Here is a 22,721-nt window from a genome sequence, read left to right as displayed (position 1 = left end):
CTCCTATTTTTATACTTCGCAAAGATTGCTAAGTTCACGTGCTTTTTAACACAATTGCACATGCACAGCGCGGTCATTAGCCTAGCATCCGGCTATGGATATTTCCCGACTCCGACGGTGGCCGTCGAGGCTGCGACGCGCCTTATTCAGGGCGGGCAGCTATCAGTAAGCCCCATCGAAGGCCTGCCCGCTTTGCGCGAAGCTTTGGCCAGCACTTACCGCCGCTCGAGCGGCTATGGCGTCTCGCCGCAACAAGTAGTGGTGACGCCGGGCGGCAAAGCGGCGCTGTTTGCCTTGTTCAAAACGTTGCTGCGCCCCGGCGACGAAGTACTGGTGCCAACCCCGGTGTGGTTTGGGTTTAAAAGCTTGATTGAGCAGGCCGGCGGAAACATGCGCCCCCTCCCGCTCAACAGCGCCGACGACTACACCCTGACGCCGGCCGCTGTGAAAGCAGCTATTGGGCCGCGCACGCGGATTTTGTTGTTTAGCAACCCGAACAACCCCACGGGTCGCATTTACAAACACGCAGAAGTAGAAGCCATTCTGGACGTGACCCGGCAACACCCGAATCTGATGGTGATTTCGGACGAAATCTACGATTTGGTATCGTTCAGCACGGAGCCGGTGCCTTCGCTGCTGGAGTTTGCCGACCCGCACGCCCAGCACGTTGTCGTCAACGGATTCTCCAAATCGCTGGCGTTGGTAGGCTGGGGCGTGGGCTACTTGGTGGCCCCGACGGCCGTGGCGCAGGTGTGCGCGGCCTGGCAATTTGCCACCGCCGCGGCAGTTCCTACGCCCAACCAGCATGCAGCGTTAGCCGTCACCAAAGCCTCGGCCAGCATTACCCGTGAGTTACTTGCACAGCTGGCCACAACACGCAACATCTTGCTGGATGGCCTGGCAGACCTGCCCAATGTGCATTGCCACATTCCTGAAGGCACGTATTACGCCTTCCCGGATTTTACCGCTTACCTAACGCCTCGCATCGACCCAATTATCGCGTCGGCCAGCTTAGTAACGCGCTTGCGCAAAGCCGGCGTAGACGTCGTAGACGGGGCCAGCTGCGGCGCCCCGGGGTTCGTCCGGCTGTCGTATGCCGTACCCGAGGAGGCGTTGCGAGAGGCGCTACGTCGCATCCGGAAGGCACTGGCCTCGGCCCCTGTGTTTTAGGGCAACTGGTTTTCGCCGGAACATCTTGACAAAGCGGGAATACCCGCGGCGGGCGTCGTACCTTTGCGGCCCAATTCCACCCGTCCTAGTTATGCAGTTTTCCTCGCTCCGCCCGCATATCAAGCCTACGCTTTTACTTGCTTATCCTGTGGTACTGAGCCAGTTGGGCCACGTCTTGGTCAACGTGTGCGACAGCGTGATGGTAGGCCAAACCGGCAAGATTCCGCTGGCAGCCGTGTCGTTGGGCGTGAGCGTGAACACAGTGGTGATGGTGCTGGGTCTGGGTCTCTCGATGGGAATTACGCCCCTGGTGGCTGCTGCCGACGGCAAGCGCGACGTTCGCCGCCTCGGCGAGCTGCTTGTGCACGGCGTGTGGCTGAGCGCGGTGGCGGGCCTGGTGCTGGCTGGCGTCGGCTTCCTGATTGCGCCCTTGCTGCATCACCTCCACCAGCCGGCCGAAGTGGTAGCGCTGGCGGCCCCGTGGGTGCGGGTGCTGTTTGTGTCGTTGCTGCCGCTGATGGTGTTTCAGGGCTTCAAGCAATTTGCTGAGGGCCTGGGGCTTACACGCCAAGCCATGTTCCTGTCGATCATGGCCAACATCATCAATGCCTTGTTGTGCTACGCGCTCATTTTTGGGCACTTTGGCGCTCCGCGTCTGGGCTTGATGGGCTCGGCGTGGGCAACCCTTACGGCCCGCATTCTGATGGCTTTGTTTATGGGCTTGTACGTGTTGCGTGCGGCGCGCCTGCGGCCGTACCGCGAAGCCGCCGGCCATTGGCTGCACCCCGAAGCCGCCGTACTGCGTCGTCTGATCGGGTTGGGTGCCCCAATTGGCGTGCAGATGATGTTCGAGATGGGCGCGTTCAGCTTTTCAGCCATCATGATTGGCTGGCTCGGCGCTACCTCCCTTGCTGCTCACCAGATTGCCATCAACGTGGCGTCGGTGACGTACATGGCGGCCAGTGGCATCGCAGCGGCGGCGACTATTCGGGTGGGCAACCTGCGCGGCCTCGGTGACTTATCGGGCGCGCGGAACGCGGGTTTCACTTCCTACACGCTTACGTTCTTGTTTATGAGCACGATGGCGTTGGTGCTGATTGCGGGCCGGACCCATATTCCATATTTCTACAACCACGACCCGCAGGTGGTGGCTTATGCTTCTAACCTGCTGCTCATTGCGGCTTTATTTCAGGTTTCCGATGGCCTTCAGGTGGTGGGGCTTGGTGCGTTGCGCGGCCTCGAAGACGTGAAAGTACCTTCGGTGGTGGCGTTGCTGGCGTACTGGGCAGTGGCGTTGCCGCTGGGCTACGCATTGGGCTTTCTGCTGCATCTGGGCGCGACGGGCGTCTGGATTGGGTTGCTGACGGGCCTGTCGCTGGTGGCAGGCGTCTTGTTGTGGCGCTTCCGGCAGCACAGCGCCGTACATGTTCGGCAAGAAGCCCTTTTGGCTCGCTAGCCGACTCCAAGCTTATTTATATAAATAACTGACAATCAAACATTTATATAAATTAATTCGAGGAGAAATAAAAAGCCTTTGCACTTCTGCTCACGAACTAGAACTTAAAGGTTGTACGTTGTAGTGCTTTCTGACTTACTACTGACCTGGTAATGCCCGTTTTCTCCTTTCTCCTTCCGCTGCTGTTTTGGCTGCCGATGGCTTCCACACCAGCCCCGCAAAACACAGTTGTGGCCGCCGACCCCGCTACGCTGATTCCGTGGTCGCCGACCCGGCCGCTGGCTTGGTCCGATTTCAAGAGCAAGCCCACACCCGCCGATAAGCTGGCCGCGCTCACTACCGCCACCATCGACGTAAAAGCCGGCTGCACCGATTTCGTTTTCAACTACAGCGTGCGGGCCGTGTTTTCGCCCACCGAATCGTGGGTGCGCGAGGCTACCAAGTCCAACGAGTCGCTGCTGAAACACGAGCAGCTGCACTTCGACATCACGGAGTACCACGCCCGCAAGCTGCGCCAAAAGCTGAGCACGCTGCACCTCAACTGCGCGCACTTGCAGCCCGGATTTAAGAACGTAACCAACGCCGCATTTGCCGAATGGCAACGCGACGAGGCGCGCTACGACGCCGAAACAAACCACGGCCTGAACACGCCCAACCAGAAGAACTGGGAAGGCCAGATCAAGCTGAAGCTGGCCCAACTCGATCGGTTTGCCGTCGCGCCCTGACGCGCGCTTTTCTACCTTGCCTGCATGGAATCAGCTTCTCCCGTTATTTCGTGGGCCGATTTTGAGCGCGTGGACATCCGCGTGGGCACCATTTTGGAAGCCCGCGAATTTCCGCAAGCCCGAAAGCCAGCTTACCAGTTGCTCGTCGATTTAGGCCCCGAAATCGGCCACAAACGCTCCAGCGCCCAGATTACGCGCCATTATCAGCCTACAGACCTGATAGGCCGCCAAGTGCTGTGCGTGGTCAATTTCCCGCCCAAACAAATCGGCCCTTTTCGCTCCGAAGTACTCGTGACGGGCGCGGCCGATGCTAACGGTGATATTGTACTGGCTTCTCTGGCGGCGCCCGTGCCCAACGGCCACCGCTTACTTTAGCGGCTTGGCTTGCGTCGCGGCTCTGGCTTTTTCCTCGCGTTTGGTCAGGCTATCGATTACGCTGCCGTAGATGTTGTCGAGGTCTTTGTTGTGAATGGCGTAGTAGCGGTAGCTCTGCTTAAACACCGAATCCGTAATGCCACGACGCTGAAACACTTCTTTTTGCAGCGTGTTGTAGAGTGCCCGCGCCGAATCCTGCGGAAGGTTGACGGCATCGACTCGCGCTTCCAAAATATGCAGCTCCGTTAGCAGGCTCTCCATCTGCTCTTTGGGCAAAAGCCGAGCGGGCGGCGTAGGTTCTTCGGGACGCTGACAACACGCTAGCGCAAGACTCAAAAACAGCAGAAAACCGGCAGGAAGCTTTTTCACGGTGACAAAGTTAGTTCGAAACCCGTAGTTTAGCCGAAATGAATTCGCCCGCCGCCACACCGTTCCAGCAACTCGTGCGCAAGCTTCGGCAAATGGAAATCCGCATCCTGAAGGCTGTGGACGCGCAATTGCAAGGCGATTTTCATTCCGTGTTCAAGGGCACAGGGTTGGAGTTCGACGACGTGCGCCTCTACCAATACGGCGACGAGGTACGCGCGATCGACTGGGCCGTATCGAGCAAGGGCCACGGCACGTTCGTAAAGACCTACAAGGAAGAGCGCGAACAATCGGTGCTGCTGCTGCTCGACGTTAGCGCCTCGCAACGCGTAGGTGCCGAAGGCCGCCGCAAGCTAGACGTGGGCCGCGAAATCTGTGGGGTGCTGGCGCTCTCGGCCGCTCGGCAAGATGCGCAGTTGGGCATCCTGGCCTTTTCCGATCAAAAGGAATTGTACCTGGCACCCGGCAAAGGCGTGAGACACGCGTATGCGCTTATCAAACAGCTGTTTGCGTTGGAGCCTCGCTCCCGTCATACGGCTGTGGCGGCTGGCATCAAGCAGGCGCTGGGGCTGCTCAAGCGCCGGAGCATTGTGCTGCTGATCTCCGACTTTATCGACGCGAATTACGAGCGCGAACTCACCATGCTGGCGCGCAAGCACGATTTGGTCGTGCTACAGTTGCTCGACAAGCGCGAGCGCGAGTTTCCACCGCTGGGCATCGTGCCCTTGCACGACCAAGAATCGGGGCGCACGGTGTGGGTGAACACTTCTTCGGAAGCCTTTCGGGCGCGTTACCGGGCTACCTACGAGCAGAACCGCGAGCAGATCGGGCAAATCTGCCGGCGCCACCGCACCGAATACTTATCCATTGCCACCAACACCGACTACCTGCCGCAGTTGGTGAATCTGTTTCGGCGGCGCAATCAGCGGGGAGGCCGTGCGTAAGGTTGGCGTAAGCTTCTTTAAGAAGCTGTTTTTGAGCAAGATGCATTGGACCATAGCTGCCGCATGGTTGCTAGCGCCGTTGGGCGCGCTGGCCCAATCGCCGCCAGATCAGCCGCAAAGCCGCTTTTTGCGCCCATCAGTACGTATAGGCGAAGTAATTGATTATGAGCTACTTCACAATCATGAGTCTTCCCTGGAAGTAATCTTCCCAGATTCGACGGCCAAGTTTGAGCCGTTTGAGTTCGTCGGCAAAACCTATTATCCCACCCGCACCCGCAAAGGCCGCAGCCTCGACCGCACCGTGTACCACCTGCGCACCTTCGCGCTCGATTCGGTGCAGCGGCTGAGCTTGCCCACCACGGTTTTGCACGGCCGCGATACCCTTACTATCACTACGGCACCGGCCACCGTGCGGCTGAAGCGTACGGCTCCAGCACCGGCCTTCGACACTCCGCCCGTCTTGCGCCAGAATACTGCGCTATTGCCTGTCGAACAGCGTTTCAACTATCCGTATTGGTTGGCGGGTGCGGCGGCCGTAATCTTGGTAGCGCTGGGAATTGTGGTGGGTTTTGGCCGCACTTGGCGGCAGCGGTATCAGCTGTATAAGCTGCGCAAAAACCATGTGTATTTTCTGGCCCAATACGCCCGCCACGTCGAGCGCTTCACGTTGTCGCGGTCGCTGACCAATATGGAACGCGCCATCACGCTGTGGAAAAACTATCTGACAACTCTAGAAAACAACGCCATTAACAGCCTCACTACCAAAGAGATAGTGGAGCACTACCAAAATAACGGCGACGTAAAGCAAGCCCTGCGCATTGCCGACCGCGTAATTTACGGCAACCAGCTCACCGACGAAGAAGAAGAAACGGAAGAAGCCTTTTCGCTATTGCGCAACTTTGCCGAGCGCCGCTACGACATGGTCACGACCCGATTCTTTTAACTCTTATCTACCTGATTCTAAACCTCATGCCCGACCAGCTTTGGCAACGCTTCCTGGCTCCTTTGCTCGACGGGCTTCGCTATGCTACGCTGGCAAGCTACACGTGGGCGCAGCCGCGGCTGTTGTTGTTGCTGCCCGTGATTCCGCTGCTGTTTTTGGGGCGTTGGCTGCTGGTGCACCGGCGGCGCCCGCGCCTCGATGTAGCTTTTGTGGCCGGGCAACTGCGCCGCGACTGGACGGCGGGCCTCCGCTTTTTGCCCGATTTGGTGTTGGGCCTGAGCATGGCCTTCGGCGTGGTAGCGCTGGCGCGCCCGCAGCGAACGGATGAGCGCGTGGTGCAAACCGGCGAGGGCATTGACATTCTGTTGGTGCTCGACGTATCGGGCTCGATGGAGCTGGGCGACCTGAAACCCAATCGCTTAGAGGCCGCCAAGCGCGTGGCCCGCAACTTTATCGACGGCCGCGTCGGCGACCGTATTGGGCTGGTAGTCTTTGCCGGCGACGCGTATTCGTTGGCGCCCCTTACTACTGATTACGACTTGCTGCGCGAAAACCTCAGCAGCCTGCATCTGGGCATGATTGCCAACGACGGCACGGCCATCGGTACCGCCTTGGGCGTAGCGACCAACCGCCTGCGCGACTCCCGCAGCCGCACCAAGGTGTGCATTCTGCTATCCGACGGCGAGAACACAGCCGGCAACCTCGATCCGCTCACGGCCGCCCAGTTGGCCCATGCCTTTGGGCTGAAGCTATACACGATCGGGCTGGGAAAAGACGGCGTGGTGCCGTACGGCACCGACGAAGCCGGGCGCCCGCGCTACGTAGAAACGCGCCTCGACGAAACCACCATGCGCCAACTGGCTCAGGCCGGCGAAGGCCAGTTTTTCCGTGCCACCGACAATGCCGCCCTCAACCGCGTCTTCCGCCAGATCGACCGCTATGAAAAATCAGAAATCAAGCAGACGCGTTTTCGCAACACCAAAGATTATTACCGTATTTATTTGTTCTGGTGTGTGGGCTTATGGTTGCTGTGGCTGGGGCTGAAAAACACGTTCCTGACCAACGCATTAGAAGACTAACGCTAGGCGCGCACCGCTCCCCTACTTTTACATCATGAGTATTGCCGATAACATTCGTCACTTCGAACAAGAGCTTGCGGGCACCAACTGCCGCTTGGTAGTCGTCACCAAAACCCACCCGGTTGAGAAGCTACAGGAAGCTTACGCGGCGGGCGCCCGGCTCTTCGGCGAAAACAAAGTGCAGGAACTCGTAGCCAAACAGCCCGAGCTGCCGGCCGACATTGAGTGGCATCTCATCGGCCATCTGCAGACCAACAAGGTGAAATACATCGCGCCGTTTGTGCACACTATCCAAAGCATCGACAGCCTGAAGCTTTTGCAAGAAATTGATAAACAAGCAATTAAAAATAATCGAGTACTGAACGGCTTGCTTCAGTTTCACATCGCTGAGGAAGAAACCAAGTTTGGCCTGAGCCTGCCGGAAGCCGAAGAAATCCTGCAATCAGAGGCGTTTCGGGCCTTGCGCAACGTGCAGCTCACCGGCGTGATGGGCGTGGCCACCAACACCGACGACGAATCTCAACTGCGGCGGGAGTTTCGGGAACTACGCAGCTATTTCGACTTGCTGAAAAGCCGGTACTTCGCCGATCAGCCCGCTTTCCGCGAAATCTCGATGGGCATGAGCGCCGATTATGCGCTCGCCATTGAAGAAGGCAGCACACTTATTCGGGTGGGCAGCGCTATTTTTGGAGCCCGTAATTACGGGACGCACTAACTCTCACATTCTGAACATGACAGCTCGTCTGATTATTCAACTGGCGGCCCTGCTTGGCGCCTTGGGCGTAGGCATCGGGGCGTTTGGGGCGCACGGCCTACGGCCCATGCTGGAGGCTTCCGGCCGCTTCGACACCTTCGAAACGGCTGTTCGCTACCAGTTTTACCACACGCTGGCGCTGCTGGCCATTGGCATTTTGCTGCAAGTCCGTCCCGAGCTGCGGATGCTGGGCACTACCGCGTGGCTATGGCTGGGCGGCGTCATTATTTTCAGCGGCTCGCTGTATACCCTGTGCTTCACGGGCATCACCAAAATGGGCGCTGTTGCGCCTGTTGGCGGCCTGTTGCTGATTGCAGGCTGGATCAGCTTGCTACTCGCCGCTCGTCAAGTGTAAATATTTGACAATCAATTAGTTATACAGCAACCAACAAAAAAAGGCGCCTCGCTTTCGCGAGGCGCCTTTTTTTGTTGCGACAAAGCGACTAGTGCTTACGACTTGCGCTTTGCTTTGATTTTGCTGTCGTTGGATTTGGTCTTTTGCTTGCCGTCGGCGTCGCTCGAAACATCGCTTTTGGCAGGGACCGCTTGGGTAGTAGCAGTGGCAGCGTCTTTTACTTCGCCCACCAACGACACCATGGCGTTACCGGCAGCCGAGTTCGACTCCACGGTCAACACTTTGTTTTGCATGCCGATTTTGCCGGTGCTGTTGAACTTAGCTGTTACGATACCCGATTTGCCGGGCATTACGGGGTCTTTGGTCCAATCGGGAGTGGTGCAGCCGCAGCTCACACCAATGTTGGAAATAACGAGCGGCTGCGTGCCGACGTTCTTGAACTTGAAAGTATGCTCTACAATATCGCCTTGCTTGATAGAACCGAAGTCATACTTCATTTCCTCAAACTGAATTTGCGGGCCGGCAGCTTTGGTTTGCGCGTTGGCAGGCTGCACAGCCGTCGACTGAGCCTGAGCGGCAAAGCCAGCGAAAGCGAGCGACAGGGCCAGAACGAGTGCTTTTTTCATGGTTGATTCCGTTAAAGAGTTGCAGTAAACAAAGTTAAGGTTTTCAGGCGCTGGGCCAATTATCCTGCCAGATTTCGGCGGCGCCCATGTGCATTGGATGAAGCCAAAAGGGAACTCCCAGCTTCAGCTGAGGCCGGAGAAGTATAGTTCCTACTGCTCCGACAACAGCTTTTGATTGAAGTTAAGCAAAAACAGCCGGTCGGCGGCGCGCGTGATGGCCGTGTAAAGCCAACGCGCAAATTCGGCGTTTACCATATCATCTTTCAGAAAGCCGTGGTCGACAAATACGGCTTGCCACTGACCGCCCTGCGCTTTATGGCACGTAAGCGCGTACGCAAACTTCACCTGTAACGCGTTGAGAAACGGATCTTTACGCAAGGCCGCCGTCTTTTCGCGCTTGGTGGGCAGATGCGCATAATCTTCCAAGATGGCTTGGTAGAGGGCGTTACTACGGTCGGCGGGCAGGGCCGGCGACTCGGTGTGCAAGGTGTCGAGCAGCAGCTTCACTTCGATTTCGGGCTCGTCGGGGTAGTCGACAAACCGCAGGCGGGCATCGGCAAACCGGAACCCAAACTCCTCGGTACGGCGCACGATTTTGGTGATCTGCACAAAGTCGCCGTTGGCCAAAAAGCCCATTTCCGAGTCTTTTGGCAGCCAGAAATAGTTGTTGCGCACCACCATCAGGTAGTCGCCCGCTTCAATTTCGTCTTCCGCGTCGAACAACGTCCGCCGAATCATCTGGTTGTAGAGGTTCGCATTTTTGTTGGAGCGGCAGATGATGGTCGTGTTCTCGTGGCCGAAGGTCTTGTACGCCCAGCGCAGCCCATCTTCGAGCTTGTCGCCACCCATTTTATAAATGTCTGGGTAGCCTTTGGTAAAGAACTGAATCACAGGTTGTTCCTCGCGAAGCTCTTCGCGTAAAACTGTCGCGTTCATCAGAATCCCCGATTCTTCGGCTTGGCGCATTACCTGGCGCAGCTCTACCGAGCCTACTTTCGCCCGAAACCGGTGCGCGAGCAGCTCCGGATCCAGGGCCGGGCTGAGCAGCTGACCAACTGGCGGCAGCTGGGCCGTATCGCCGATGAGCAAGAGGCGGTTGGTGGGCTTTTCAAACACGTAGCCCATCAAATCGTCGAGCAGGCCGTTTTCGCCGAAGGCTTTCTCATCCGAAATCATCGAGGCTTCATCGACGATATAAAGCGTGTCGGCGGTGCGGTTGGGCTGGCGCTGAAAAGAGAGCCGCTCGGAGGGCGAGCCGGAAGTTTGGCGATAAATCTTCTTGTGGATGGTGCTGGCGGGCACACCCGAATAGGCGCTCATTACCTTGGCTGCGCGGCCCGTGGGGGCCATCAGGGTGTATTTGCGGCCCAACTTGTGCAGCCACTGCACGAGGGCGCTCACGACCGTGGTTTTGCCCGTGCCCGCGTAGCCGCGCAGCACAAACACTTTGCGCCCCGGCAGATCGTCTTTCAGGAACTCATCCAGTTGCTGAAAAAGCATGGATTGGTCCTGCGTGGGTTCGTAAGGGAAATAATCGCGGACAGAAGGCGTGCGAACGGAGAGCATTATTTGTATTGGACTTAAATCAAAACAATGAAGATACATGTTCTCGCGACTGTCATCCTGAGGCACGAAGGACCTTATCACAGTAGAACAACACCTTTTAGCTTGCTAAAAACTCCCACCCTGCATTCTGGCTTGCGATTAAAACTTCTTTTTTTGCTCTCGTCCACCCTTTCAACTCTTTTTCGCGGGCGATAGCTATTTTGCTATCTGTGTACTGCTCAAAGTAGACGAGGTTGTAGCAGAAGTACTTACCTGCGAAAGTTTGGGGTGTGCCCCGGTTGGCATAATGCTCAGCCATGCGTTGACTTAAGTTGCGGGTTACGCCAATATAGAGCACATTTCGTCCGGGGTTGGTAGTAACATAAACGTAATAAAACATGCTCTACCGTAAGAAGGTCCTTCGTGCCTCAGGATGACAGGTCGGCATGATTAATTGCTTATTGCGGCTCTACCACCGCCATCGTTGCGGAGGCTTTGGCAATCAGCTTGTCGTCGCACCACACTTCCGACTCGCAGAAATGCAACCGGCGACCTGCTTTCAGTACCCATCCTACCGCCCGCAGCTTCTTTCCCACGCCGGGATGCAGATAAGACGTCTTCAGCTCCACCGTCACAACACCCACAGTATCAGGCACTAGCGTAACGGCTGCAAAACCAGCCACCAGATCGGCCATGGTTGCAACTAGGCCGCCGTGGGCAAAGCCGCGGTGCTGCTGGTGCTTTTCTTCCAATAGCAGTTCTGCCTCGACGCGGCCGGGCTCAATGGTCGTCAGGTTGGCGCCGATGTGGTGCATAAAACGCTGACGCACAAGCTTGCGGCGGATGCGATCAGCAAGAGATTCGTTGGCCAAGGCCGGATTTGTAAGCTCATTCATCACCCAAAGGTACCGCCCGCCTTGCGCCAAACCGCACAGTTGCCCGCTGAATATACCACCCGCCATGCGCTCGACGTTAGGAAAGATGCTCGTACGCGCAGGCCGCGGAGCAGTTTGTGTATCCCCAGCGCCGGTTCCGCCGTAGCTGGCACACGCACCGCAACTGGCTGGTCGTCCCAGCCGCTCCTATCTCCACAAAATCATGTCCGAAGTTACCTCCTCCGCTATTCCTGCCGAATCTCTATTGAGTGCTTACACCGGCCAAGTACGCGTGCGCGTCTGCGGGATGCTGGTGCATGAAGGCGCCCTCCTGCTCACAGCACACCGCGGCATGCTGGCCGACGAGCAACCTTTTTGGTCGCCTCCGGGCGGCGGCTGGCAGTTTGGCGAAACCATACAGGACTGCTTAAAGCGGGAATTTCTGGAAGAAACGGGCGTAAAAGTTACTGTGGGCCGTTTTCTACACTTGCACGAATTCAAAAACGATACGCTTCAAGCGCTGGAGCTTTTCTTTGAAGTAAAGCTTGAAGATGAAACCGCCGTACCAACTCTCGGCTCCGACCCCGAGCATGCTGCTGACTCGCAGCTGCTTACCGAGCTGGCTTTCCTCACGCCGCGTCAGCTGGTAGGCATGTCCGTGTTGCAGTTACACCCCGTACTGCGCCACGTCATCAGCCCCGACGACGTGTACATTCCGCACATTCAGTTTTGTTAAAGGCTTGCACGAAAAACAATTTATATATAATTTATTGATAATCAATGTATTATCTAATTAGTAGGCGGGAGGCAAATTGGAAAACGTTCGATACATTTTCCATTTAACTTTTACCTTTAATGGCCTGATTGGCGCTACTTCTTCCTTAGCCCGTGCCCGCATCCACTTCTACGTCTCCCCTTGCTTCTGCTGCTCCGTTGCCCACTGCCTTGTCTCGTCTGCGCGATGAAACACTGGATGCCAGCAACTTAGCGGCCTATAACCTGTACCTGACGGCGGGAGCGGCCGGCATTCGCGTGGGGGTTGCCGATGCCCGCCGCAACAAGTTTGTGCTGCTCGAAGACTATTCGCCCGTTTCGGCTACGTCGCTGGCCGGGCAGCTGCAAGCACTGGCAGCCCAGCACGACTTGGTAGGCCAGCAAGGCTGGAACAGCGTGCGCTTAGCCGTGCAGAACCGTTTTTTTACGTTGCTACCGTCCCCACTTTTCCGTGCCGGCGACGAAGCGACGTACTTGCGCTTGCACCACACCGTGGATGCGGGCCACGAAAGCGTACACCGCTACACGCACCCAAGCCTAGAGATTGTGAGCGTCTTTGCGGCCGAAAAAGCATTGGCCGACTGGTTTCAGCACACTTATCCGGCCGGTAAAGTTTTGCATCAATCCAGTTCTTTGCTGGAAGGCGTGATCCATCAGACCGAGCAGAGTGCACCGCGCCGCCTGTACTTAAGCATTAGTAATCAGGAGCTTACCATTCTGGCCATCCGCGACAAACGCCCGGAGTTCTGCAACGTCTTTCCCTTCGCGACGCCCGAAGATTTGATCTATTACGCCATTCTGGTGATGCAGGAGTTGCAGCTCAACCCCGACCAAGACACGGTAGTCGTGTGGGGCGACATTATGCACGACTCGGAGCTGTTCACGATTCTGCGCAAGTATATCCGCAACATCCGCTTCGGCAATCGCCCTTTCGACCTGAGCTACAGCTATCGCCTCAACGACGTATTTGAATACCGCTTTTTTGAGCTTTACGCTCTGCATTTGTGCGAATAAGCTAGTTCCCTGATCGTGACTTTATGAAGCGAATTGCCCTGTTTCCCGGCTCATTTGATCCCTTCACCAATGGGCACCTGGACGTGGTGCAACGCGGAGCAACGCTGTTCGACGAGATTATCATTGCCATCGGCAACAACAGCAGCAAAGTGCGCTATATACCTGTCGATCAGACCATTACCATGATCGAGCAGTTATTTCAAGATGAGCCGCGCGTGTCGGTGCAGGCCTACAAAGGACTGACGGCCGAATTTGCGCGCGAAACCGGGGCTCGCTTTCTGCTGCGGGGCCTGCGCAACACCACCGATTTTGAGTACGAAAACACCATTGCCCAAGCCAATCGGCACGTCAACTTAGGCTTAGAAACGGTTTTTCTGATTACTTCGCCGGCTTTGGCGGCCATCAGCAGCACCATTATCCGCGAAATTCACCGCTTTGGAGGCAACGTCGATGACTTCGTGCCCTTCGCGCTGCCACCTTACGAAGGCAGCTAACGGCGCGGAATTATTCGAAGGCCAGTTATGCGGTCGAGGGATTTGGGATCGCCGACGGGCAGCACGATATAGCGGGAGTCGTAGAGGCTGAGGTTGGCCTGCTGCATTAATTCTTCCTCGTCCGTACCCGGCAGCACGATGTCCACCACCTTGCGGGTGCGCGCATTGAACGTGACGATGAGGGTAGACCTGTTCTTCTCAAACGTATTCACCCAGTTTTCAACCTTGGCGGCGGTGCCCGAATCCCGTGCGCCAGGCTCCGCCGCACTTCCTTCCCCCTGCAATTCGCGCGGCGGCCCAATCAAACGGCGCAAGCTGTCGATGTTTTGCACGAGCAGCGCGGGCAAATCGAGCGCAGGTGTAGTGTTCCGGCGGGGTTGGGAAGCCGTAGGAGCCGGAACAAGCCTTTCGTAAGCGTTTTGGGAATTGGTGCAGCCCATCAGCCACAAGCAACTCACCACTATTGAGTAGCGAATTAGACGCATAGGCAAAGGGCTACTGTCGAGAGTTATTTCTCTTTCGCGGATTCTTTGGCCGACTTTTCGCCGGCTACTTCGCTCAGGTAATGCCGCACCACCAGCGCGATAGAGGCATACGCCTCTTCCAGCACAGTCAGGGCTTCCTGCGGCGTCATCCAGCGTACTTCTTCAATGTATTCTTCGGCTTGGGGCTTCATCAGCGTATCGTCGGTGCACTGCATGATGTACCAGTTGGTCTTCTTGAGAATCTTGTTGCCGTTGTAGGCATACGAATGCCAAGTGCTGGGCAGCTTCTCGCCGATGTCGATTTTGATGTTGCACTCCTCTTCCACTTCGCGCAGCGCACCCAGCGCCGGGTCTTCCTCCTTCTTGAGCTTGCCTTTCGGCAAATCCCATTTACCCAAGCGGTAAATCATCAGTACAAGGCCATCCTTCACCACGAGGCCGCCGGCGGCCTTCACGATGCGGAACTGATCTTTGAGGTGCAGGATAAGCCGCGATTTCTTGCGCGCCAGCAACGTCAGCGACTTCAGCTTTTTGAGCTTTTTCACCTCCATCAGGCGCAGCAGACGGTCGAGGAAGCTGTCCGTGACGTCGCGCACGAGCACATCGCCGACCAGGTCTTTGGAAGAAAAATCATCCTCAGAGGTCAGAATGAGATCGTATTTATGCTTGTACACCTTCTCGCTGTTCTTCTTGATAATCAGCGGGATGTCGTTGATGAAAACATTCATCGCGGGAAAATTCTGGGAGGCAAAAATGAATTGTGGACAGGAGCCTACGCTGCAAAACACAGCATAAATTTCATCAAACGAAAATAGGCGAAAGACGGGCAAGATACGAGATGCAACCGGTTCGGTTGTTTGAAAGTTAAGAGTTCGGAGGTTTGGAAGTGCCGAACCGGAGTCAGTCCCCGTTCTTTGCATCTCCAACGCCTTTATTCCTACCTCGCTCCCTCCGGCATGAAAAAAATCGGCTTGCTCTCCGATACCCACAGCTACCTCGACGACCGCATTCTGCATCACCTCAGGGGCTGCGATGAAATCTGGCATGCCGGCGATTTTGGTTCGGCAGACGTCGTGGAAGAACTCGCCGCTCTGGCACCGCTGCGGGGCGTATACGGCAACATCGACGGCCGCGATGTACGTGCTACTCAGCCGCTTACCCAGGAGTTTGTCATCGAAGGGCTGAAGGTTCTGATGATTCACATCGGGGGCTACCCTGGCCATTATGCCCCGGCGGCGCGGCCCTTGGTGCAAGAAACGCGGCCCGGTTTGTTCATCACCGGCCACTCGCACATTCTGAAAGTAATGCCCGACCCGAAGTTAGGCCTGCTGCACCTCAACCCCGGTGCTGCGGGCCGACATGGCTTCCACAAGGTGCGGACGCTGTTGCGCTTCGAAGTAGAAAACGGCAAGGTGCAACAGCTGCAAGCGATCGAGCTGGGGCTGCGCACATCATAACTATTTACTAATCAAATAGTTACAAAAAAACACCTTCCCCGTATGGAGAAGGTGCTCTTGTATTACTTAGCCAACCGACACCGGTGGCGGCCTTTTTACAGGGCGATTTCCGGCTTGGGGTGCTCGCCTTCCTGACCGTCTTCGTTGACGGGCTTGGTGATGGCCTCAGCTTCGTCGAAACCTTCCGTACCGGTCTGGTTTACCTGAGCTGGCTTGTTGGACGTCGAAGCGGCTGCGGGAGCCGAAGCTACGGCTGGAGCAGCAGCAGTGGGGTTGCCGCCGTTGAAGCGCGATTTCAGTTCGTCGAGATCCACGTTCTTCAGAACGGGCGTCAGGAGCAACTGCTTGATAACGCGCTGCTTGTTGTTTTGGCGGGCAATGTTCTTGCGATGCTTCCGCTTGAGGCGAGTAGTGCTCATATCCGGGTCGGTTTAAGTCTTTTTATAAAGGAGGGGCAAAAGTAAGTCTTATTTTTGAATCCTGAAACCTGCACCCTAATCTCTATGGCTGACCCAATTATCGATTTGCGCTCCGATACCGTGACGCGCCCCACTCCGGCGATGCTGGAGGCCATGTTCAACGCCCCGGTCGGCGACGATGTATACGAAGAAGACCCAACCGTGCGCGCCCTGGAAGAGACGGCTGCGGCCCGCTTTGGGCTGGAGGCCGGCCTGTTCTGCCCGTCCGGTACCATGACCAATCAAATTGCGATTAAGGCTCACACCGAGCCGCTATCGGAAGTTATTTGCGAGCAAACGGCCCACGTTTATTTGTGGGAAGTCGGCGGTATAGCCTTCCACTCGGGGGCTTCGGTGGCGTTGTTACCCGGCGATCGTGGCCTGCTCACGGCCGCGCAGGTAGAAGCAGCCATCCGGCCCGCTAACAACGTGCACTACCCCGACACGCGCCTTGTGTGCCTCGAAAATACTCACAACCGGGGCGGCGGCAGCTGCTATTCACTCGAAACCATTGCCGAAATCGCCGACGTGGCGCGCCGTCACAACCTAAAGCTGCACCTCGACGGCGCCCGAATTTTTAATGCCTTGGTAGCTACCGGTCAGCAAGCCGCCGACTACGGCCGCTACTTCGACTCTATCTCGGTGTGTTTGTCGAAAGGCTTGGGCACGCCAGTGGGTTCGGTGCTGCTGGGCTCGAAGGAATTTATCCGTAAATGCCGCCGCATCCGCAAAGCGATGGGGGGCGGCATGCGGCAGGCGGGTTACCTCGCCGCGGCGGGCCTGTACGCCCTGGAGCACAACGTGGAGCGCCTCGCCGACGACCATCGGCGCGCGCGTCAGCTAGCCTCGGCGCTGGCCGATCAGCCCTATGTCGATTTTGTGCTGCCCGCCGAAACGAACCTCGTTATTTTCCGGCTGAAAGACGAGATGCCTGCCGACAGCTTCCTGCGGCATCTGGAGCAGCAAGGCATTCGGGCCTCGTCGTTTGGGCCGCAAATGATCCGCTTCGTAACGCACCTCGACGTTGATGATGCCATGGTTCAGCGCATCGAAGATGCGTTGGTCGCCTTGCAGCCTGTAGCTTAGGCAGTTCTTATCCCCGTTGCAAAACCCCGACTTGCCCTAAGTCGGGGTTTTGCTGTTAGTATTGTCTTTGCTTTGCTGCCCTGTAGCAACGGCCGCGTAACGCCGCTTTGATGGAAATCTACAACACCCTGACTGTCTTGCTGGTAGTTGCGGCCGTATTCGGCTATGTCAACTACCGGTTCTTACGCCTCCCAAGCACCATTGGCCTCATGATTTTGTCGCTGGTGTCGTCGTTGGTGGCCGTGGGGCTAGGTCGGCTGGGTGTACCGTGGATAGTAACAGTGAGCCAGTTGGTGCGCAACATCGACTTCAACCAAGTGCTGATGCAGGTGATGTTGAGCTTTCTACTGTTTGCCGGCGCCATCCACGTAGACGTGCGGCAGCTGGGCGCCCAGCGCCTGCCGGTGGCTGCGCTAGCTACCGGCGGCACCCTACTTTCGACGGGGTTGGTGGGCGTGGCTATGTATTATTTGTTGCCGCTGTTTGGCATCCCAACGCCCCTGATTCACTGCCTGCTCTTTGGGGCGCTCATCTCCCCCACCGATCCGATCGCGGTATTGGGCATTCTGAAAAAAGCCAGAATACCTAAGTCTCTAGAAATCAAAATAGTAGGCGAGTCTCTGTTCAACGACGGAATTGCCGTTGTCGTGTTTGTAAGCCTGTACCAAATTGCCGTTGTCGGCGCCGACGAAGCCGGGCCGGCCTCCATTGGTCTGCTTTTTCTCCGCGAAGCCGTCGGCGGTATGGTCTTGGGAGCGATCCTGGGGTACGTTGCTTTCTGGGCGCTGCGCTCGATTGATCATTACCAAGTAGAAGTACTTATTACACTGGCACTTGTGATGGGCGGCACGGCACTGGCCACCGCTCTGCACACCTCCGGACCACTGGCCATCGTAGTGGCCGGACTCATCGTGGGCGACAAAGGCCGATCTTTGGGCATGTCGGACGTGACTCGCGAGTACCTGGACAAGTTTTGGGAATTGCTGGACGAGGTACTCAACGCCATCTTGTTCGTACTGATCGGGTTGGAAATGCTGGTGTTGGACATCTCAAACACCACCCTGCTCATCGGAGGCGTAGCGATTGTAGTCGTGTTGCTGGCTCGCCTCATTGCCGTTGCAATTCCTTTAGGGCTGCTGCGCTACCGGTACCATTTCGACCGTGCCACCCTGCGCATCCTGACGTGGGGCGGCCTGCGCGGCGGTATTTCGGTTGCCCTGGCGCTCTCGTTGCCCAGCACCATGCCCCGCGACCAAATTGTGGGCGTGACTTACATTGTAGTAATCTTTTCCATTTTGGTACAAGGCCTCACCATCGGGCCTTTGGTAAAGCGGCTCGGGTTGCGCACTGTGGCTGAAGGAGTTACAACTGAGCATTGAAGCATAATTACATCCTCATCAATATTTGTTTTAAGTTGGTTTTAAACTTGCCGAAACCGCTCTCCCGTTCCACTGCCATTCCCACTTTAGCAAAGGGCTGATAACCATGAATTTATTTGTTATTGGCGACGTACACGGCTGCTACCATACGTTCATGAAGCTGCTACAGCAGTGGAAGCCCGACGAAGAGGTCCTGATTCAGGTCGGCGACCTTGTGGACCGCGGCAACTATGTTCCCGGCACCGTGGCGGCAGCCATTGCCTTGGATCTTCAGCATCCGGGCAAGACTTTCTTTCTGAAAGGCAACCACGAATACGGCATGATTCGGCACTACGGTCCGCAAGGGCCGTATGCTGGCTGGCTACAATGGGGCGGCAAATCGACCATTCAGCAGTACCAAGTGTACTCGCAGCTTTTGCTTCCGCATCTGATCTGGTTGGCGCAGCGGCCGTTGGTGTGGGAAAATGAGCACATCCTCATCAGCCACGCCGGAGTTGCCGATACCACCAACCCCTATGATCTGGAGCATCCCGACGGCATCCTGTGGCGCCGGGGGCCGCTCAAAGCGGTTGGTAAGCTGCAAGTTGTAGGCCACACGCCCACCAATGGCATGCCCTACGAAGACCACGAACGCAACGCCATTTACATCGACACCGGGGCTTATCTTGGCCGCTACCTTACGGGCGTAAAGCTCAGTGCCCAGGGCGAGATCTTGGAGTACCTGGCGGTAGAAACCCACGCCGCTGATATTGCCTGATTTTCAGAAAGTTATGCCTGCCAACAGCTCTGCTTTACAACACCTGCGCCAAGCCGACCCAATACTGGCTGCCCTCATCGACCGAGGCCTGCCAATTCGGCCCAGCGCCCACGAGGATATTTATTTGGCGTTGTTGAAAGCCATTGTAAGTCAGCAGATTTCGACCAAAGCTGCCGCAGCCATCTGGCGCAAAGTTGAGGGCCTGTTTCCGCCCGACGGCTACCCAGAACCCGCCGCCGTGGTAGCACTATCGGACGAGGAACTGCGGGCGGCGGGCATTTCTAAGCAAAAAGCCGGTTACCTACGCGCCATCGCCGACTTTGCCCAGCAAGACCAGCTTGATTATCAGCACATTACTAACCTAGATGAAGACGCCCTGACGCGCCACCTCACCTCCATCAAAGGCGTCGGGCGCTGGACGGCGCAAATGATCCAGATGTTTGCTTTAGAACAGCCAGACGTGTTTTCGGAAGGCGATTTGGGCATTCAGAATGCCATGCGGCGGCATTACAACCTGGAAGAAACCGGCAAAGCGCTGCACAAGCGCATGATCGAAATCGCCGAATCGTGGCGGCCTTACAGAAGCTTGGCTTGCAAGTACTTATGGCAGTCACTAGACAACACGCCCGCTCCCAAACAGTAAGGCAATGTTTTTACTTCGCGTTCGCACTACGAGGCCCTTTATATAACCGAGCAGCCGTCTATCTAAACCTATCGCACTTTGCCGCGTTTCACCAAATAAGCATATAATACCTTATCGAATGGTTCGCGGATGTCAACTGGGACAAAGTCAATTTTGTACTGGCCGCAGCGCAGGGCCAATTCCTGCTCGTACTTGTGCATGGCGGCTTGGTACTGCTCGCGGACTTGGGCGGGTTGCAGCTTAATCTGCTCGCCGGTCTCGATATCTTCAAACAAATAAGGCCGGTCGGCGAAGGCAAAATCCGATTCGGTGGCACGGTCCATCACGTGAAACAGCAGCACCTCGTGGTGCTGGTGCCGCAGGTGTTGCAGCGCCGATAACGCCTCGGTTTGCTCGTCGGGAGCGCGGCCCAGCATGTCGCTGAACAACACGACCAACGACCGTTTCGGAATCTGCTGCGCGATGCGGTGAATAACGCCAGCCACGTCGGTGGGGCGGCGCGTAAGCGGCCTTTCGAGCAGATTTTGCAGCGTCAGCAGTAAGGTGTGCCGGTGCGTACTCGTCGAGCGTACCGGCGTCTGTAGTTCAATTTGGTCGGCAAAGGTGACGAGGCCCACCGCATCGCGCTGCTTTTGCAGAAGCGTGGTAAGGGCCGCAGCACACAGCACCGAAAAACGCAATTTATCGTGCGACGGCTCCGGGTAATACATCGACGGCGACACGTCTAGTAGCAGGTGGCAGCGCAGGTTGGTTTCCTCTTCGTAGCGTTTTACAAAAAGCTTGTCGGTGCGGGCCAGCACTTTCCAGTCGAGGTGGCGCGTGCTCTCGCCGGGATTGTAAAGCCGGTGCTCCGAAAACTCCACCGAAAACCCGTGGTAAGGCGATTGGTGCAATCCGGTAATAAAACCTTCCACCAGCTGACGCGCCAAAAACTCCAAGTTTCCAAACGATTGAACGGCGGACAGATCCAGAAGCTTCGACATAACCATTTGATTTATAAATATTTACAAATACGCCTATTTCAGCAGCATCCGCAAGCCTGCAACACCCGAAAAAGATCATTTTATGGATAAACGATCCTTATTAGGATTTTGGCATTTTAATTGACTAAAACGCGCTTTAACAAAGATACCGCAGGCTATTGTGGAAAAATTACCTTCTTAAAATTTTTATATTCACAGTAGGCCACGTACCTTGTACAGCAATTCACTCATCTTGGAATAAAACAAATACAGAAGGAACCGTGGAAGACCGTCACGATCAGGAAGAAATTTACACCCAGCGCATCAAAGCCGGTAAGCGCACCTACTTTTTCGACGTGAAAGCCACGCGCGGACAAGATTATTACCTCACCATCACGGAAAGCAAACGCAAGCTCCGCGACGATGATACTTTCACCTACGAGAAACACAAAATTTTTCTTTACAAAGAAGACTTTGCCAAGTTCGTGGATGCGTTGCAAGATGCCGTAGAGTACGTGCGCGAAGAACTGCTGTCGGAAGATGAAGTAGCCGAATTGGATCGCCCGCGCCAGTACAACGACGACTCTTACAACACCACAAGCGACGACAACTACTAACCTTTCGCTGCCTATCGAAGCACACCTACTCGATTTTTCTCTCTGCCGCACAGCGCGGCTCTGCATTGCAGAGCCGCGCTGTGTCTTTTATAGGCTTGTAGGCGGCATTTTTGCCTTTACTAGCCGCTCACTTTTACCCTATACCGTATCACCGGGCAGAGGGCACGTTTTCCCCGAAAGTTAGCCGTACCTTTGCACCCGAATTGTGCCTTTGGCCCAACTCGTAATCTTTAATCCAACATTTCTACTACATAAGATGGGTCTCCGCTGCGGAATCGTCGGTTTGCCGAACGTGGGTAAGTCCACGCTATTCAACGCCCTTTCGAATGCCAAGGCCGAATCGGCCAACTATCCTTTTTGCACCATCGAGCCCAACGTGGGCGTGATTACGGTGCCCGACGAGCGCCTCCAGATTCTGGAAGCCCTCGTGAACCCCAAGCGTGTGCTGCCCACGATCATTGAGTTTGTGGACATTGCTGGCCTCGTAAAAGGCGCCAGCCGCGGCGAAGGCTTGGGCAATAAGTTCCTGGCCAACATCCGCGAAGTCGACGCCATCATTCACGTAGTGCGCTGCTTCGACGACCCCAACATCGTGCACGTAGCCGGGGGTGTCGATCCGGTATTCGACAAGGACGTGATTGATACAGAGCTGCAAATCAAGGACTTGGAGAGCGTTGATAAAAAGCTGGCCAAGTCGGAGCGCAGCGCCAAGGGTGGCGATGCGGCCGCCAAGAAAGAAGTAGCCGCTTTGCAACGCTTCAAGGCAGCTCTGGAAGCGGGCCAGAACGCCCGCGCCGTGGATGCCTCTGCCGACGAACTGGAAGCCGTTGCCGATTTGCAATTACTTACTATTAAGCCAGTTATCTACGTGGCTAATGTTGACGAAGCCAGCATCATCAGCGGCAATGCCCACGTTGAAGCGCTGCGCGAGCACGTCAAGAACGAAGGCGCGCAGGTAGTACTGGTTTCGGCCGCTATTGAGTCGCAGATTGCCGAGATCGAAGATCCCGAGGAGAAAGAGATGTTTTTGGCCGAGTATGGCCTGAAAGAGTCGGGCCTGAACCGCTTGATCCGCGCTTCGTACGAGTTGCTCAACCTGATTACCTACTTCACCGCCGGCATACAGGAAGTACGTGCCTGGACCATCCATCGCGGCGACAAAGCCCCAGCGGCGGCTGGCGTTATCCACTCCGATTTCGAGAAAGGCTTTATTCGCGCTGAGGTAATCAAACTACCTGATTACCAAGAATATAAGACCGAAGTAAAAATCAAGGAAGCCGGTAAAATGGCGGTCGAAGGCAAAGACTACGTGGTACAGGATGGCGACATCATGCACTTCCGTTTTAACGTTTGATCTGGGCCCTTTGATTTCTTCAGCAGGT

28 protein-coding genes are annotated in these 22,721 nt (G+C 56.2%); 19 read left to right on the top strand and 9 right to left on the bottom strand.

Features of this window, described 5'->3' with window-relative positions; all coding sequences use genetic code 11:
- The first annotated feature begins 60 nt into the window (after nt 1-60).
- The 4 genes from H9I52_RS06530 (at nt 61) to H9I52_RS06515 (ending at nt 3,726) form a co-directional block, all read left to right on the top strand.
- Nucleotides 61-1,170, top strand: a complete 1,110-nt coding sequence (locus H9I52_RS06530; RefSeq protein WP_187453208.1) for a pyridoxal phosphate-dependent aminotransferase — start codon at nt 61-63, stop codon at nt 1,168-1,170.
- A gap of 91 nt (nt 1,171-1,261) precedes the next feature.
- Entirely contained in the window at nt 1,262-2,626 is a 1,365-nt protein-coding gene (locus H9I52_RS06525; RefSeq protein ID WP_187453207.1) for an MATE family efflux transporter, read from the top strand.
- A 152-nt stretch (nt 2,627-2,778) separates the two neighbouring features.
- A complete protein-coding gene (locus tag H9I52_RS06520) occupies nt 2,779-3,351 on the top strand; it encodes a DUF922 domain-containing protein (protein WP_139516536.1) in 573 nt (190 codons plus the stop codon).
- Nucleotides 3,352-3,375: 24 nt separating this feature from the next.
- Entirely contained in the window at nt 3,376-3,726 is a 351-nt protein-coding gene (locus H9I52_RS06515; protein WP_187453206.1) for a tRNA-binding protein, read from the top strand.
- On the opposite strand, the gene H9I52_RS06510 is transcribed toward H9I52_RS06515, so the two are convergent.
- On the bottom strand, nt 3,718-4,095 hold the full coding sequence (locus H9I52_RS06510) for a DUF4296 domain-containing protein (RefSeq protein WP_187453205.1): 378 nt from the start codon (nt 4,093-4,095) through the stop codon (nt 3,718-3,720). The genes H9I52_RS06515 and H9I52_RS06510 overlap by 9 nt on opposite strands.
- A gap of 38 nt (nt 4,096-4,133) precedes the next feature.
- On the opposite strand from H9I52_RS06510, the gene H9I52_RS06505 reads away from it, so the two are divergent.
- Genes H9I52_RS06505 through H9I52_RS06485 form a run of 5 tightly spaced genes read left to right on the top strand, consistent with a single transcriptional unit; the run spans nt 4,134 to nt 8,167 of the window.
- Entirely contained in the window at nt 4,134-5,036 is a 903-nt protein-coding gene (locus tag H9I52_RS06505) for a DUF58 domain-containing protein (RefSeq protein ID WP_139516533.1), read from the top strand.
- A 40-nt stretch (nt 5,037-5,076) separates the two neighbouring features.
- Complete coding sequence (locus tag H9I52_RS06500; protein WP_187453204.1) at nt 5,077-5,979, top strand: hypothetical protein; 903 nt, start codon at nt 5,077-5,079, stop codon at nt 5,977-5,979.
- Nucleotides 5,980-6,005: 26 nt separating this feature from the next.
- Nucleotides 6,006-7,058 carry a vWA domain-containing protein gene (locus H9I52_RS06495; RefSeq protein WP_165699418.1) on the top strand — a complete coding sequence of 351 codons (1,053 nt, stop codon included), beginning with the start codon at nt 6,006-6,008 and terminating at the stop codon, nt 7,056-7,058.
- Between the two features lie 34 nt (nt 7,059-7,092).
- Nucleotides 7,093-7,773 carry a YggS family pyridoxal phosphate-dependent enzyme gene (locus H9I52_RS06490; RefSeq protein WP_187453203.1) on the top strand — a complete coding sequence of 227 codons (681 nt, stop codon included), beginning with the start codon at nt 7,093-7,095 and terminating at the stop codon, nt 7,771-7,773.
- Nucleotides 7,774-7,789: 16 nt separating this feature from the next.
- On the top strand, nt 7,790-8,167 hold the full coding sequence (locus tag H9I52_RS06485; protein WP_187453202.1) for a DUF423 domain-containing protein: 378 nt from the start codon (nt 7,790-7,792) through the stop codon (nt 8,165-8,167).
- Nucleotides 8,168-8,262: 95 nt separating this feature from the next.
- Here the strand turns inward: H9I52_RS06485 and H9I52_RS06480 are convergent, their stop codons facing one another.
- From H9I52_RS06480 to H9I52_RS06465, 4 genes are all read right to left on the bottom strand, one after another.
- On the bottom strand, nt 8,263-8,793 hold the full coding sequence (locus H9I52_RS06480; RefSeq protein WP_187453201.1) for a DUF1573 domain-containing protein: 531 nt from the start codon (nt 8,791-8,793) through the stop codon (nt 8,263-8,265).
- Nucleotides 8,794-8,943: 150 nt separating this feature from the next.
- Nucleotides 8,944-10,359 carry an ATP-dependent RecD-like DNA helicase gene (locus tag H9I52_RS06475; RefSeq protein WP_139516528.1) on the bottom strand — a complete coding sequence of 472 codons (1,416 nt, stop codon included), beginning with the start codon at nt 10,357-10,359 and terminating at the stop codon, nt 8,944-8,946.
- Nucleotides 10,360-10,456: 97 nt separating this feature from the next.
- Entirely contained in the window at nt 10,457-10,738 is a 282-nt protein-coding gene (locus H9I52_RS06470; protein WP_187453200.1) for a GIY-YIG nuclease family protein, read from the bottom strand.
- Between the two features lie 58 nt (nt 10,739-10,796).
- Nucleotides 10,797-11,234 (bottom strand): PaaI family thioesterase, encoded by a 438-nt coding sequence (locus H9I52_RS06465; protein ID WP_187453199.1) that lies wholly within the window; start codon nt 11,232-11,234, stop codon nt 10,797-10,799.
- A gap of 202 nt (nt 11,235-11,436) precedes the next feature.
- Here H9I52_RS06465 and H9I52_RS06460 point away from each other — a divergent pair, with 202 nt between their 5' ends.
- The 3 genes from H9I52_RS06460 (at nt 11,437) to coaD (ending at nt 13,495) form a co-directional block, all read left to right on the top strand.
- Nucleotides 11,437-11,949: an NUDIX domain-containing protein gene (locus H9I52_RS06460; RefSeq protein ID WP_187453198.1), complete on the top strand. Its 513-nt coding sequence runs from the start codon at nt 11,437-11,439 to the stop codon at nt 11,947-11,949.
- Between the two features lie 152 nt (nt 11,950-12,101).
- Complete coding sequence (locus H9I52_RS06455; RefSeq protein WP_187453197.1) at nt 12,102-13,001, top strand: DUF3822 family protein; 900 nt, start codon at nt 12,102-12,104, stop codon at nt 12,999-13,001.
- 23 nt (nt 13,002-13,024) lie between these two features.
- A complete protein-coding gene (coaD, locus tag H9I52_RS06450) occupies nt 13,025-13,495 on the top strand; it encodes a pantetheine-phosphate adenylyltransferase (RefSeq protein ID WP_139516524.1) in 471 nt (156 codons plus the stop codon).
- On the opposite strand, the gene H9I52_RS06445 is transcribed toward coaD, so the two are convergent.
- Nucleotides 13,492-13,980, bottom strand: coding sequence for a hypothetical protein (locus H9I52_RS06445; protein WP_187453196.1), 489 nt, complete (start codon nt 13,978-13,980; stop codon nt 13,492-13,494). The two genes, coaD and H9I52_RS06445, sit on opposite strands and share 4 nt — an antisense overlap.
- A gap of 23 nt (nt 13,981-14,003) precedes the next feature.
- Nucleotides 14,004-14,708 (bottom strand): NUDIX hydrolase, encoded by a 705-nt coding sequence (locus H9I52_RS06440; protein ID WP_139516522.1) that lies wholly within the window; start codon nt 14,706-14,708, stop codon nt 14,004-14,006.
- Between the two features lie 228 nt (nt 14,709-14,936).
- Between H9I52_RS06440 and H9I52_RS06435 the strand changes: the two genes are divergently transcribed.
- On the top strand, nt 14,937-15,437 hold the full coding sequence (locus tag H9I52_RS06435; RefSeq protein ID WP_187453195.1) for a metallophosphoesterase family protein: 501 nt from the start codon (nt 14,937-14,939) through the stop codon (nt 15,435-15,437).
- A 95-nt stretch (nt 15,438-15,532) separates the two neighbouring features.
- On the opposite strand, the gene H9I52_RS06430 is transcribed toward H9I52_RS06435, so the two are convergent.
- Nucleotides 15,533-15,856: a hypothetical protein gene (locus H9I52_RS06430; protein ID WP_187454017.1), complete on the bottom strand. Its 324-nt coding sequence runs from the start codon at nt 15,854-15,856 to the stop codon at nt 15,533-15,535.
- Nucleotides 15,857-15,940: 84 nt separating this feature from the next.
- Between H9I52_RS06430 and ltaE the strand changes: the two genes are divergently transcribed.
- From ltaE to H9I52_RS06410, 4 genes are all read left to right on the top strand, one after another.
- Nucleotides 15,941-16,981, top strand: coding sequence for a low-specificity L-threonine aldolase (ltaE, locus tag H9I52_RS06425; protein ID WP_187453194.1), 1,041 nt, complete (start codon nt 15,941-15,943; stop codon nt 16,979-16,981).
- A gap of 110 nt (nt 16,982-17,091) precedes the next feature.
- Nucleotides 17,092-18,360: a cation:proton antiporter gene (locus H9I52_RS06420; protein WP_187453193.1), complete on the top strand. Its 1,269-nt coding sequence runs from the start codon at nt 17,092-17,094 to the stop codon at nt 18,358-18,360.
- 106 nt (nt 18,361-18,466) lie between these two features.
- Complete coding sequence (locus H9I52_RS06415; protein WP_187453192.1) at nt 18,467-19,117, top strand: metallophosphoesterase family protein; 651 nt, start codon at nt 18,467-18,469, stop codon at nt 19,115-19,117.
- A gap of 13 nt (nt 19,118-19,130) precedes the next feature.
- A complete protein-coding gene (locus H9I52_RS06410; RefSeq protein WP_187453191.1) occupies nt 19,131-19,760 on the top strand; it encodes a DNA-3-methyladenine glycosylase family protein in 630 nt (209 codons plus the stop codon).
- Between the two features lie 68 nt (nt 19,761-19,828).
- Here the strand turns inward: H9I52_RS06410 and H9I52_RS06405 are convergent, their stop codons facing one another.
- On the bottom strand, nt 19,829-20,743 hold the full coding sequence (locus H9I52_RS06405) for a DUF58 domain-containing protein (protein ID WP_139516515.1): 915 nt from the start codon (nt 20,741-20,743) through the stop codon (nt 19,829-19,831).
- A gap of 260 nt (nt 20,744-21,003) precedes the next feature.
- Between H9I52_RS06405 and H9I52_RS06400 the strand changes: the two genes are divergently transcribed.
- Complete coding sequence (locus H9I52_RS06400) at nt 21,004-21,339, top strand: DUF3276 family protein (RefSeq protein ID WP_139516514.1); 336 nt, start codon at nt 21,004-21,006, stop codon at nt 21,337-21,339.
- Between the two features lie 256 nt (nt 21,340-21,595).
- Nucleotides 21,596-22,693, top strand: a complete 1,098-nt coding sequence (ychF, locus tag H9I52_RS06395; protein ID WP_187453190.1) for a redox-regulated ATPase YchF — start codon at nt 21,596-21,598, stop codon at nt 22,691-22,693.
- The last annotated feature ends 28 nt before the right edge of the window (nt 22,694-22,721 follow it).

This window comes from Hymenobacter sp. BT491, assembly GCF_014349165.1.
GTDB classification, from domain to species: domain Bacteria; phylum Bacteroidota; class Bacteroidia; order Cytophagales; family Hymenobacteraceae; genus Hymenobacter; species Hymenobacter jejuensis.
This window is presented reverse-complemented; position numbering and strand designations above follow the sequence as displayed.

Coding starts and splice junctions, on each gene's coding strand:
- H9I52_RS06530 (WP_187453208.1), top strand. CDS start 61: ATGCACAGCGCGGTCATTAGCCTAGCATCCGGCTATGGATATTTCCCG.
- H9I52_RS06525 (WP_187453207.1), top strand. CDS start 1,262: ATGCAGTTTTCCTCGCTCCGCCCGCATATCAAGCCTACGCTTTTACTT.
- H9I52_RS06520 (WP_139516536.1), top strand. CDS start 2,779: ATGCCCGTTTTCTCCTTTCTCCTTCCGCTGCTGTTTTGGCTGCCGATG.
- H9I52_RS06515 (WP_187453206.1), top strand. CDS start 3,376: ATGGAATCAGCTTCTCCCGTTATTTCGTGGGCCGATTTTGAGCGCGTG.
- H9I52_RS06505 (WP_139516533.1), top strand. CDS start 4,134: ATGAATTCGCCCGCCGCCACACCGTTCCAGCAACTCGTGCGCAAGCTT.
- H9I52_RS06500 (WP_187453204.1), top strand. CDS start 5,077: ATGCATTGGACCATAGCTGCCGCATGGTTGCTAGCGCCGTTGGGCGCG.
- H9I52_RS06495 (WP_165699418.1), top strand. CDS start 6,006: ATGCCCGACCAGCTTTGGCAACGCTTCCTGGCTCCTTTGCTCGACGGG.
- H9I52_RS06490 (WP_187453203.1), top strand. CDS start 7,093: ATGAGTATTGCCGATAACATTCGTCACTTCGAACAAGAGCTTGCGGGC.
- H9I52_RS06485 (WP_187453202.1), top strand. CDS start 7,790: ATGACAGCTCGTCTGATTATTCAACTGGCGGCCCTGCTTGGCGCCTTG.
- H9I52_RS06480 (WP_187453201.1), bottom strand. CDS start 8,793: ATGAAAAAAGCACTCGTTCTGGCCCTGTCGCTCGCTTTCGCTGGCTTT.
- H9I52_RS06475 (WP_139516528.1), bottom strand. CDS start 10,359: ATGCTCTCCGTTCGCACGCCTTCTGTCCGCGATTATTTCCCTTACGAA.
- H9I52_RS06470 (WP_187453200.1), bottom strand. CDS start 10,738: ATGTTTTATTACGTTTATGTTACTACCAACCCCGGACGAAATGTGCTC.
- H9I52_RS06465 (WP_187453199.1), bottom strand. CDS start 11,234: ATGAATGAGCTTACAAATCCGGCCTTGGCCAACGAATCTCTTGCTGAT.
- H9I52_RS06460 (WP_187453198.1), top strand. CDS start 11,437: ATGTCCGAAGTTACCTCCTCCGCTATTCCTGCCGAATCTCTATTGAGT.
- coaD (WP_139516524.1), top strand. CDS start 13,025: ATGAAGCGAATTGCCCTGTTTCCCGGCTCATTTGATCCCTTCACCAAT.
- H9I52_RS06445 (WP_187453196.1), bottom strand. CDS start 13,980: ATGCGTCTAATTCGCTACTCAATAGTGGTGAGTTGCTTGTGGCTGATG.
- H9I52_RS06440 (WP_139516522.1), bottom strand. CDS start 14,708: ATGAATGTTTTCATCAACGACATCCCGCTGATTATCAAGAAGAACAGC.
- H9I52_RS06435 (WP_187453195.1), top strand. CDS start 14,937: ATGAAAAAAATCGGCTTGCTCTCCGATACCCACAGCTACCTCGACGAC.
- H9I52_RS06430 (WP_187454017.1), bottom strand. CDS start 15,856: ATGAGCACTACTCGCCTCAAGCGGAAGCATCGCAAGAACATTGCCCGC.
- ltaE (WP_187453194.1), top strand. CDS start 15,941: ATGGCTGACCCAATTATCGATTTGCGCTCCGATACCGTGACGCGCCCC.
- H9I52_RS06420 (WP_187453193.1), top strand. CDS start 17,092: ATGGAAATCTACAACACCCTGACTGTCTTGCTGGTAGTTGCGGCCGTA.
- H9I52_RS06415 (WP_187453192.1), top strand. CDS start 18,467: ATGAATTTATTTGTTATTGGCGACGTACACGGCTGCTACCATACGTTC.
- H9I52_RS06410 (WP_187453191.1), top strand. CDS start 19,131: ATGCCTGCCAACAGCTCTGCTTTACAACACCTGCGCCAAGCCGACCCA.
- H9I52_RS06405 (WP_139516515.1), bottom strand. CDS start 20,743: ATGTCGAAGCTTCTGGATCTGTCCGCCGTTCAATCGTTTGGAAACTTG.
- ychF (WP_187453190.1), top strand. CDS start 21,596: ATGGGTCTCCGCTGCGGAATCGTCGGTTTGCCGAACGTGGGTAAGTCC.